At 59.6% G+C, this 11,160-nt stretch carries 8 protein-coding genes; 1 reads left to right on the top strand and 7 read right to left on the bottom strand.

All coding sequences use genetic code 11. The features are described from left to right. The 4 genes from AC2FNZ_RS17840 to rpsL form a co-directional block, all read right to left on the bottom strand. On the bottom strand, positions 1-353 hold a 353-nt coding region (locus tag AC2FNZ_RS17840; RefSeq protein ID WP_496841439.1), incomplete at its 3' end, for a GTP-binding protein. A 60-nt stretch (positions 354-413) separates the two neighbouring features. Further along, on the bottom strand, positions 414-2,531 hold the full coding sequence (gene fusA, locus AC2FNZ_RS17835; RefSeq protein WP_093964349.1) for an elongation factor G: 2,118 nt from the start codon (positions 2,529-2,531) through the stop codon (positions 414-416). Between the two features lie 18 nt (positions 2,532-2,549). After that, positions 2,550-3,020: a 30S ribosomal protein S7 gene (rpsG, locus tag AC2FNZ_RS17830; RefSeq protein ID WP_093964348.1), complete on the bottom strand. Its 471-nt coding sequence runs from the start codon at positions 3,018-3,020 to the stop codon at positions 2,550-2,552. Positions 3,021-3,035: 15 nt separating this feature from the next. Next, on the bottom strand, positions 3,036-3,407 hold the full coding sequence (gene rpsL / locus AC2FNZ_RS17825) for a 30S ribosomal protein S12 (protein WP_005980675.1): 372 nt from the start codon (positions 3,405-3,407) through the stop codon (positions 3,036-3,038). A 374-nt stretch (positions 3,408-3,781) separates the two neighbouring features. Between rpsL and AC2FNZ_RS17820 the strand changes: the two genes are divergently transcribed. Beyond that, positions 3,782-4,588 carry a putative rhamnosyl transferase gene (locus AC2FNZ_RS17820; RefSeq protein ID WP_496841437.1) on the top strand — a complete coding sequence of 269 codons (807 nt, stop codon included), beginning with the start codon at positions 3,782-3,784 and terminating at the stop codon, positions 4,586-4,588. On the opposite strand, the gene AC2FNZ_RS17815 is transcribed toward AC2FNZ_RS17820, so the two are convergent. The 3 genes from AC2FNZ_RS17815 to rpoC all read right to left on the bottom strand — a co-directional run bounded on the left by AC2FNZ_RS17815 (position 4,573) and on the right by rpoC (position 11,158). After that, positions 4,573-5,442: a DMT family transporter gene (locus AC2FNZ_RS17815; protein WP_093964424.1), complete on the bottom strand. Its 870-nt coding sequence runs from the start codon at positions 5,440-5,442 to the stop codon at positions 4,573-4,575. The two genes, AC2FNZ_RS17820 and AC2FNZ_RS17815, sit on opposite strands and share 16 nt — an antisense overlap. A 168-nt stretch (positions 5,443-5,610) precedes the next feature. Then, a complete protein-coding gene (locus tag AC2FNZ_RS17810) occupies positions 5,611-6,720 on the bottom strand; it encodes an HlyD family secretion protein (protein WP_496841435.1) in 1,110 nt (369 codons plus the stop codon). A 196-nt stretch (positions 6,721-6,916) separates the two neighbouring features. Next, positions 6,917-11,158: a DNA-directed RNA polymerase subunit beta' gene (gene rpoC / locus AC2FNZ_RS17805; RefSeq protein ID WP_093964345.1), complete on the bottom strand. Its 4,242-nt coding sequence runs from the start codon at positions 11,156-11,158 to the stop codon at positions 6,917-6,919. Between the last annotated feature and the right edge of the window lie 2 nt (positions 11,159-11,160).

Genomic DNA, 11,160 nt, shown 5'->3' with positions numbered 1-11,160 from the left:
CCCAGCAGGATGTGCTCGCGGGTCTGCGGCATCGGGCCGTCAGCTGCGTTCACAACCAGGATCGCGCCGTCCATCTGAGCGGCACCGGTGATCATGTTCTTCACATAGTCGGCGTGGCCGGGGCAGTCGACATGCGCATAGTGGCGGTTGTCGGTCTCGTATTCCACGTGGGCGGTCGAGATGGTGATGCCGCGCGCTTTCTCTTCCGGCGCACCGTCAATCTGGTCATACGCCTTGAAGTCGCCGAAATACTTGGTGATTGCTGCGGTCAGCGTCGTCTTGCCGTGGTCAACGTGGCCAATCGTGCCAATGTTGACGTGCGGTTTTGTACGCTCAAACTTTTCCTTTGCCATGATGGCCTCCTTTTTCGGAAATGAAGGGAGCCCGGGCAGCAGGCTCCCTCTATTTTTCGGTTATGCGTATTTTGCCTGGATCTCTTCCGCGATGTTCTGCGGAACCGGATCATAGTGGTCGAACTGCATGGTGAACTGGGCGCGGCCCGACGACATCGAACGCAGAGTGTTGATGTAGCCGAACATGTTGGCCAGCGGCACGAATGCGTCGATCGCAATCGCGTTGCCGCGCGGCTCTTGTCCAGACACCTGGCCCCGACGCGAAGTCAGGTCGCCGATGATACCGCCGGTGTACTCTTCCGGGGTGATCACTTCGACCTTCATGATCGGCTCCAGCAGTTTCGCGCCGGCCTTTTTCAGACCTTCGCGCATGCACATCCGCGACGCGATTTCGAACGCCAGAACGCTCGAGTCGACGTCGTGGAATTTACCGTCCAGCAGGGCAACCTTGAAGTCGATCACGGGGAAGCCGGCCAGCGGGCCGCTGTCCATGACGGACTGGATGCCTTTTTCGACACCGGGGATGTATTCCTTCGGAACGGCACCACCAACGATGCGGCTTTCGAACGAATAACCTTCGCCCGGTTCGGTCGGAGTGATCTCGAGCTTGACCTCAGCGAACTGACCCGAACCACCCGACTGTTTCTTGTGGGTGTAGGTGTGTTCGATCGGCATCGAGATGGTCTCACGATAGGCCACCTGCGGCGCACCGATGTTGGCTTCGACCTTGAACTCGCGCTTCAGACGGTCAACCAGGATGTCCAGGTGAAGTTCGCCCATGCCCTTCATGATGGTCTGACCCGATTCCAGGTCGGTTTCCACGCGGAAGGACGGGTCTTCGGCGGCCAGACGGGCCAGACCCTGAGACATCTTTTCCTGGTCGCCCTTGGTTTTGGGCTCGACCGCGATCTCGATCACCGGATCGGGGAAGGTCATGGTTTCCAGAACCACGGGATCCTTCGGATCGCACAGGGTGTCACCGGTGGTGGTGTCTTTCAGACCCGCCAGAGCGATGATGTCGCCTGCGAACGCTTCTTCGATCTCTTCCCGGTTGTTCGAGTGCATCATCATCATACGACCGATGCGCTCTTTCTTGCCTTTGGTCGAGTTCAGGATCGAGTCGCCCTTGTTCAGAACGCCCGAGTAGATCCGGGTGAAGGTCAGCGAGCCAACGAAGGGGTCATTCATGATTTTGAACGCCAGGCCCGAGAAGGCCATGTCATCGTCAGCGCGACGCGCGATGTTACGGACTTCTTCCTCGTCACCGGGTTTGAAGCCCATGTAGTCGACAACGTCCAGCGGGCTGGGCAGATAGTCGATCACGGCGTTGAGCAGCGGCTGAACACCTTTGTTCTTGAACGCCGAACCACCCAGAACCGGCACGAAGTGCAGCGCCAGGGTACCCTTGCGCAGCAGTTTGCGCAGGGTCGGAATGTCGGGCTCGTTGCCTTCCAGGTATTCCATCATCGCGTCGTCGTCTTCTTCGACGGCCGCTTCGATCATCTTGCCGCGCCATTCTTCAGCCATGTCCTTCAGGCTGTCGCGGATCGGAGCCTTGACCCAGCTTGCGCCAAGGTCTTCGCCCTGCCACAGCCATTCTTCCATGGTGACCAGGTCGATCAGGCCTTCAAGTTCGTTCTCTGCACCGATCGGGATACCGACGGGAACGGCGCGCGCGCCGGTGCGGTCTTCGATCATGCGAACGCAGTTGAAGAAGTCGGCGCCGATCTTGTCCATCTTGTTGACGAAGACCATGCGCGGAACCTTGTAGCGGTCAGCCTGACGCCACACGGTTTCGGTCTGGGGCTCAACACCTGCGTTTGCGTCCAGAACGCAAACGGCACCGTCGAGAACCGCCAGCGAACGCTCGACTTCGATGGTGAAGTCAACGTGGCCGGGGGTGTCGATGATGTTCAGGCGGTGCTTGGGGGTATCGGCGGTCTGACCGTCCTCGGTGCGCTCCCAGAAGGTGGTGGTCGCAGCCGAAGTGATGGTGATGCCGCGTTCCTGCTCCTGCTCCATCCAGTCCATGGTGGCTGCACCATCGTGCACCTCACCGATGTTGTGGGATTTGCCGGTGTAATACAGGATACGCTCCGAGCAGGTGGTCTTGCCTGCATCGATGTGCGCCATGATACCGAAGTTACGGTATAGTTCGAGCGGATATTCGCGTGCCATTTGGATAAGCCTCTGGGATTACCAACGATAGTGGCTGAAGGCTTTGTTCGCCTCGGCCATCTTGTGGGTGTCTTCGCGCTTCTTAACGGCAGTACCGCGGGACTGTACGGCGTCCAGCAGTTCGCCGGCGAGGCGTTCTTCCATGGTGTTTTCGTTGCGGCCGCGCGCGGCGGTGATCAGCCAGCGGATGGCCAGAGCTTCGCGGCGCTCGGGGCGCACTTCGACCGGAACCTGGTAGGTTGCACCACCAACCCGGCGCGAGCGAACCTCGACCGACGGCTTGATGTTGTCGAGTGCTTCGTGGAACACCTCGACAGGAGCGCGCTTGATCTTGCTCTCAACGCGATCAAAGGCGTTGTAGACGATACGCTCTGCGACCGACTTCTTGCCGTCGATCATCAGGTTGTTCATGAATTTGGTCAGGACCTTGTCGCCAAATTTGGCGTCAGGCAGGACTTCGCGTTTTTCGGCGGCGTGACGACGTGACATATCAGCCTCTCCTTCTTACTTGGGACGCTTCGCGCCGTACTTCGAACGACGTTGCTTACGGTCTTTGACGCCCTGGGTATCCAGAACACCACGCAGGATGTGGTAGCGGACACCCGGAAGGTCTTTCACACGGCCGCCACGGATCAGAACAACCGAGTGTTCTTGCAGGTTGTGGCTTTCACCCGGGATGTACGAAATGACTTCGTAACCGTTGGTCAGGCGCACCTTGGCAACCTTACGCATAGCTGAGTTCGGCTTCTTCGGCGTGGTGGTGTACACGCGTGTGCAGACGCCGCGCTTCTGCGGGCACTGCTCCAGGTGCATGGACTTCGAGCGTTTTACTTTGGGCTGCCGCGGTTTGCGGATCAGCTGTTGAATAGTTGGCATTCCGGTTTCTTCCCCGTTTTGCAACACACATGACATGCACGCGCGTTGCGTGCGGCTAACTTCGCTGCGCCAATGCGTCCACAAGCGCAAAACCCGCGAGCGTTCCCATTCCGAGGTGAACGTCGCGGTTGGTTATCAGAGGGCGCGAACTGCAAAATTGTCCGGGCCTTGACCAGTTCAATACTGAAATCGGTTTTGGGGCGGCCCCCGGTACCGAGATGACGGGCGTATAGGGGGAGTCGGCCCGACTGTCAACAGCCCCGGCAGATGGCCGCCCGCCTTGCAGCCTTGCGTCGCGGCGGAAGCGACATCGGTTGCGGTGTCACATCCCTCGGGGCATAGTCCGCACTGGTGTATTCCTACCGGAAGTGAAGATGCAAGTCATTGGTCTGTGCCGTTTCTCCTACCCGGCCATCGGCGGGTTCCAGACCATGCACGAGACGATCGAAGCGCGCCGGCGCCACTTGTACGATCCCCGACGTCTGGACGAGCGGTTCCGCCTGTTCGAGACCTGCGCCCTGCCCGCCCTGCGCGCCCAAACCGATCCGCGGTTTCAGTTTGTGATCGTGACCGGGACCTGCCTGCCTCGGGTCGCCCGTGATCGTCTGAACGACCTGACTTCGGGCATGAAACAAGTGCAAATCGTCTCGCGGGAACCCGGCCGGCACCGCTCTGTCATGAAAGACGTCCTGAACCGGGCACGCTTGAACCCTGACCTGCCATGCCTGCAATTCCGTCATGATGACGACGATGCGGTTGCGGTGGATTTCGTCGAATTGCTCCGCCGCGCGGTTCAGGACGCCGAAGGGCTGGTACGGCGCAACAAGATGGTTGCCATCGATTTCAATCACGGCTTCCTTGCCCGGTTCGACGCCAGCGGAATCCAGGCCACGCCGGTTCACCGGTCGCTGCTGGGTGTTGGTTTTGGGATGTATGTGCGCGGCGGGTGTGAGCTGACGATCATGAACTTTGCCCACCACAAGATCGGCAACTTCATGCCAGTCATCAGCCAGAACGAACCGCCGATGTGGGTGCGCACTCTCAACGGGTTCAACGATTCACCCAACACCCGCGCAAGCAAGGCCAAGCTGGAACCGTTGACCCCCGCTCTGGCAAAGCAGTTCGAAACCCGGTTTGCAATTGATCAGACGGTGGTCCGACGCGTCTATTCGGACGCCTGAAGCGCCCGCTCACGAAAGAGGGTGAACAGCCCCGCGCTGACCACCAGTGCAGCGCCCAGCATGGTGATCCGGTCGGGCCAATCCCCGAAAACCGCCCAGCCCAGACCCAAGGCCCAGATCAGGCTCGAGTATCGGAACGGTGCGACAAAGCTAACCTCGCCAACGCGCATCACCATTACGCTGAAGAGATACCCGAGCAGGACGAAAACCGCTGCCGAGGCAATCAACATCCCCGACCCGGCCGTCATCGGCACCCAACCCTGAAAAACCGAGGCAATTGCCGCACCGGTGGTAATCGTCAATGAGGTTGCCAAAGTAACGACCATCGACGGTACCTCGGGCGACATTCGGCGGGTGATCAAATCCCGAGCCGTCACGCAGATGACGGCAATCAGGGCATACATGGCATAGATGCTGAATCCGTCCGGACCCGGTCGCACGATCAGCAGCATGCCCGCAAACCCCAATGCAATGGCCATGATCCGCCGCCACCCGATCTGTTCCGAAAAGAACAGCGCCGCACCCAGGGTTACGGTCAGCGGCAGGGCCTGCAGAACCGCGGTCACATTGGCCAGTGGCATGTGCATCAACGCCGTGAGGAAGAAGAACGTCGCCGACAATTCCGCCACGCAGCGAAAAGCCACCAACCAGCGATCGTGCCGCCCAAACCGCAGATGCAATGCCCCCAGATGCCGCGCCAACGCAAAAACCAGGATCGTCGCCAACAACCCGCGCAGAGCCACCAGCTGGAACAGTGGCACCTCCTGACCGGCCGCCTTGACCAGTGTATCGTTCACAGTGAATGCGGCCATGCTGCCCATCATCAGCAGGGCGCCTTTGACGTTCGGTGTCATTGCCATGGCCCGGTTTCAATCTGGTCCCGGCATTGGCATCTCACCTGAGCAGATTGTCAACTTGTGATCCGGCCAATTCGATATTGTTTGGTCAGATCGCAGACCCGAGGTTCAACGGATCGTAGCTGTACCTGTTCACTTTTATGGGGCGGGTCCCTGTGTTTCCGCCTACAGGTAGTTCAGCTTCTGGGTGACCCAGAACAGTATCTCTGCAAGTGGCGAAATCGGTCCGGCCTTGTCAGTCATCACAAGCGCGGTGCCCGACGCGCCGAATTGAAGTGTTTCCAGAGGTACATCGCCAGGAAGTTCGATGAGGACCGGAAAGCTGGTGATCCCGACAAGTTCGCGCATCGAAGGTAAACCGGAGCGGAGATCCAATGCGCCCTCAGACAGGGCCGGCGGAAACCCCGAAATATTTCCCGTGATCTCGGATCCCGGTTGGGTTCGCAGCGCCAAACGGATTTCATCGCCAAGGCCGACATTGGATCGGCTGGATTGGGGCAGCGAGGCCACCAACGCGTGGTTCGTCGGATCTATGAAGGTCAATGCGCCCTGGAAGGTTGTCGCGCGATTGCCCGGGCGCAGCGTGACCGCACTGACGATCCCGTCGCCCGGCGCGAAGACTTCCGTCTGCTTGAGGTTCCATTCGGCCTGCGCAAGCGCCTGTTCGGCCTCCACGACCGCCACGTCCTCACCGTCGATCTGAGCTGCGATCCGGCGCTCCAGCCCCGCTTTTCGGGCTTCTGCTGCACGAATGCTTGCGGTGAGCTGTTCGATCGTCGCAACCGCTTCCTGCAGTTTGAAGGTGGTGGATGCGCCACGCTCTTCCAGTTGAACGATGTCATCCCGCCGCTGCTGCCCAAAAACGAGTTGCGCGGTCAATGAAGCGATATCGGCTTCGGCAGCCGCCAGATCCGTGGTCAATTGGTCCGCTGCAGACCGGGCGGCTTCCAGAGATGCCTCCAGCCGCGCTACCTCGAGCACGTAGAATTCGGGATCGATTCTGAACAAAAGATCGCCTTCGTTGACCTTCTGGTTCGGCTCAACGGCAACTTCGACGACCGTTCCGGAGACATTGGGCACAATGCTTGTCTGAACGCCCAGAACCGACACAGGCCCCGTAGGCGCCGTGTGGTTCAGAGCGCCGATGACAACCAACGCGACGACGGCGGCCCCACCGTATGACACGGTCTTCCAGAAGCCATTCCAAGGCAGCAGGCTGAACTTGGAAAAGACCAGCCAAATCACGCCAAAATACAATCCGAGGACTATGAGCATCCGTGCAAGACCTGTGTTGAGTTTCAAACAGCGGTTACGGGAGCAACTGCATTATCACATTCCGATTTTTGAGTATGCAGCAGTTCCGTTTGAAATCACAGTGTTTGGATGGAACCCTGACCGCTTCCGGTACCGGCCAAAACAAAAAAAGGCCCCGCGGAACCGCAGGGCCTTTCTGAGTTTCTCGTCGCCGATATTATTCGCGGCTTTCCGGAGTTTCCACCAGCGAGTCCAGCTCGTCGCCGACCATGTCATCATCCATCATCGGAGCGGCCAGCGCGGCTGCGGCCTCGGCCTCTTCGCGACGTGCCTCGATGACGACATTGTCACGCTGCTGCGCGATCTGGCGGACACGCTGTGTCGCACCACCGGTACCGGCCGGGATCAGACGGCCGACGATGACGTTCTCTTTCAGGCCAACCAGCTTGTCCTTCTTGCCCTGAACCGAAGCTTCGGTCAGCACGCGGGTGGTTTCCTGGAACGATGCCGCCGAGATGAACGAACGCGTTTGCAGCGAAGCCTTGGTGATCCCCAGAAGGATCGGCTCGCCCTGGGCCGGACGACCACCGCGGGCGATGGTCTTCTCGTTGGCCGCGTCGAACTCCTGTTTGTCGACATGCTCGCCCTTCAGCAGGGTGGTGTCGCCCGAGTCCAGGATCTCCCACTTCTGCAGCATCTGGCGTACGATGACTTCGATGTGCTTGTCGTTGATCTTCACGCCCTGCAGACGATAGACGTCCTGCACCTCGTCGATCATGTAATCCGCCAGCGCTTCGACACCCATGATGGACAGGATGTCGTGCGGAGCCGGGTTACCGTCCATGATGTAGTCACCCTTCTGCACGAAGTCGCCTTCCTGCACCGGGATGTGCTTGCCCTTGGGCACCATGTACTCGATCGTCTCCAGCGACTCGTCGACCGGCTCGATGCTGATGCGGCGCTTGTTCTTGTAATCGCGGCCAAAGCGCACGTAACCATCGGCTTCCGCGATGATTGCGTGATCTTTCGGACGACGCGCTTCGAACAGTTCGGCCACACGCGGCAGACCACCGGTGATGTCCTTGGTCTTGGCGCCTTCACGCGGAATACGCGCAACAACGTCACCGGCCTCGATCTTCTGACCGTCTTCGACCGACAGGATCGCGTCCACAGACATCGGATAGTGAACCGGGTTGCCCGCATCGTTGCGGACCGGCTCGCCATTGTCATCCACAAGAATGATCTCGGGCTTCAGATCGCTGCCTTTGGGGGCGGCGCGCCAGTCGATCACGATCTTCTGGGTCATGCCGGTTGCATCGTCGGTCTCGTCGCGGACAGCAATGCCCGAAACCAGGTCGACGTATTTTGCGGTACCGGCTTTCTCGGCGATGATCGGCAGGGTGTAGGGGTCCCACTCGAACAGCTTGTCGCCGCGCTTGACCTTGGTGCCTTCTTTGACAAACAGCTTCGAGCCGTAGCCCAGCTTGAAGCTGGCGCGCTCTTCGCCGTGTTCGTCGTTGATCACCAGCTTCATGTTCCGGCCCATGACCAGGCTTTCGCCGGCGGCATTGACCAGGATCTGCGGGTTCTCAAAGGCAACGACACCGTCCTGGTTCGCTTCCTGGAACGACTGCTGACCACCTTGCGCAACACCACCGATGTGGAAGGTCCGCATCGTCAGCTGCGTACCCGGTTCACCGATCGACTGCGCGGCGATGATGCCGACAGCCTCACCGGTGTTCACCATGGTCCCGCGTGCAAGGTCACGACCGTAGCAGGTTGCACAGACGCCTTCCTCGGACTCACAAGTCAGAGGCGAGCGGATGCGCATCGAGGCAACACCGGCCTCGTCGATCGTATCGGCCATGCGTTCGTCGATCAGCTGTCCGGCGGCGACGATGACCTCGTCGGTACCCGGACGCAGAACGTCATCTGCGGCCACACGGCCCAGAACGCGTTCTGCCAGCGACGCGACGACTTCACCGTCATTGACCGCAGCCTCAGCCGTGATCGCACGGTCGGTTCCACAGTCGACCTCGCGCACGATGCAATCCTGCGCCACGTCAACAAGACGACGAGTCAGGTAGCCCGAGTTCGCCGTCTTCAGAGCGGTATCCGACAGACCCTTACGGGCACCGTGGGTCGAGTTGAAGTATTCAAGAACGGTCAGACCTTCCTTGAAGTTCGAGATGATCGGCGTCTCGATGATGTCGCCGTTCGGCTTGGCCATCAGGCCGCGCATACCGCCCAGCTGCTTCATCTGGGTTACCGAGCCACGCGCACCGGAGTGCGCCATCATGTAGACCGAGTTCGGCTCTTTGTCGGCGCCGTTCTCGTCCTTCTGGATTGCCGAGATGGTGCGCATCATGGCTTCGGTTACGCGGTCGTTACACTTCGACCAGGCATCGACAACCTTGTTGTACTTTTCGCCCTGAGTGATCAGGCCGTCCATGTACTGCTGTTCGAAGTCTTTCACCTGTTCGCGGGTTTCGTCCACGATGCCCCACTTGTCTTCGGGGATCACCATGTCGTCCTTGCCGAACGAGATACCGGCCTTGAACGCTTCCCTGAAGCCCATCGACATGATCTGGTCGCAGAAGATCACCGACTCTTTCTGACCGCAGTAGCGGTAGACGGTGTCGATCACCTGCTGCACTTCTTTCTTCCGCAGCAGGCGGTTGACCAGATCGAACGGCGCCTTGTTGTTCTTGGGCAGCAGAGCCCCCAAGCGAACACGGCCCGGCGTGGTTTCAAAACGCTTCTGAACCTCGTTGCCTTCTTCGTCGATCTGGGTGATCCGCGCGGTGATTTTCGAGTGCAGGTGCACCTCGCCCGCGTCCAACGCGTGCTGGACTTCGTCGATGGAGCCAAAGACCTTGCCTTCACCCGGCATGCCTTCGCGTTCCAGGGTCACGTAGTAGAGACCCAGGATCATATCCTGCGACGGAACGATGATCGGCGCGCCGTTTGCAGGCGACAGAACGTTGTTCGTCGACATCATCAGAACACGCGCTTCCAGCTGCGCCTCAAGGCTCAGCGGAACGTGCACGGCCATCTGGTCCCCGTCGAAGTCGGCGTTGAAGGCCGAACAGACCAGCGGGTGCAGCTGGATGGCTTTACCTTCGATCAGAACCGGCTCGAACGCCTGAATGCCAAGACGGTGCAGCGTCGGCGCACGGTTCAGCATGACTGGGTGTTCGCGGATCACCTCGTCGAGGATATCCCACACTTCGGGACGCTCTTTCTCGACCAGCTTCTTCGCCTGTTTCACGGTCGAAGACAGACCCTTGGCTTCAAGGCGCGAGTAAATGAACGGCTTGAACAGTTCCAGCGCCATTTTCTTGGGCAGACCACACTGGTGCAGCTTGAGTTCCGGACCGGTCACGATGACCGAACGGCCCGAGAAGTCGACGCGCTTACCCAGAAGGTTCTGACGGAAGCGGCCCTGCTTGCCTTTCAGCATGTCCGACAGCGATTTCAGCGGACGCTTGTTGGCGCCGGTGATCACGCGGCCGCGACGGCCGTTGTCGAACAGAGCGTCGACGGATTCCTGCAGCATCCGCTTTTCGTTGCGGACGATGATGTCAGGCGCGCGCAGTTCGATCAGACGCTTCAGACGGTTGTTCCGGTTGATGACGCGGCGATACAGATCGTTCAGATCCGACGTTGCAAAACGGCCACCATCCAGCGGAACCAGCGGGCGCAGTTCCGGCGGAATGACCGGGATCACGGTCATCACCATCCACTCGGGCCGGTTGCCCGACTCGAGGAAGGATTCAACAACCTTCAGACGCTTGATGATCTTCTTGGGCTTCAGCTCGCCGGTTGCTTCGGCCAGATCAGCGCGCAGCTGCTCGGCTTCGGCTTCCAGATCGATCTGGGCCAGCATCTCACGGATGGCTTCGGCACCGATATTCGCGGTGAACGCGTCCATGCCATAGGCATCCTGCGCGTCCATGTACTCTTCTTCGGTCAGCATCTGGCCGTAGGTCAAGTCTGTCAGACCGGGCTCGATGACGACATAGTTTTCAAAGTACAGAACGCGTTCCAGATCGCGCAGCGTCATGTCCAGCATCAGACCGATGCGGGACGGCAGCGATTTCAGGAACCAGATGTGAGCGACGGGCGCGGCCAGTTCGATGTGGCCCATACGCTCGCGGCGAACCTTCTGCAGAGTGACTTCCACACCGCATTTCTCGCAGACAACGCCGCGATACTTCATCCGCTTATATTTGCCGCACAGACATTCGTAATCTTTGATCGGGCCAAAGATACGCGCGCAGAACAGACCGTCACGCTCGGGCTTGAACGTCCGGTAGTTGATGGTTTCGGGTTTCTTGATCTCGCCATAGGACCAAGACAGGATCCGCTCGGGCGACGCCAGCGAGACCTTGATCTCGTCGAAAACCTTCGGGGGCGTCAGCGGGTTGAACGGGTTGTTGGTGATTTCCTGGTTCATTT

It is taken from the genome of Ruegeria sp. SAZA006 (assembly GCF_059613465.1).
The sequence above is the reverse complement of the archived record's forward strand: the minus strand, read 5'-3'. Positions and strand labels throughout refer to the sequence as shown.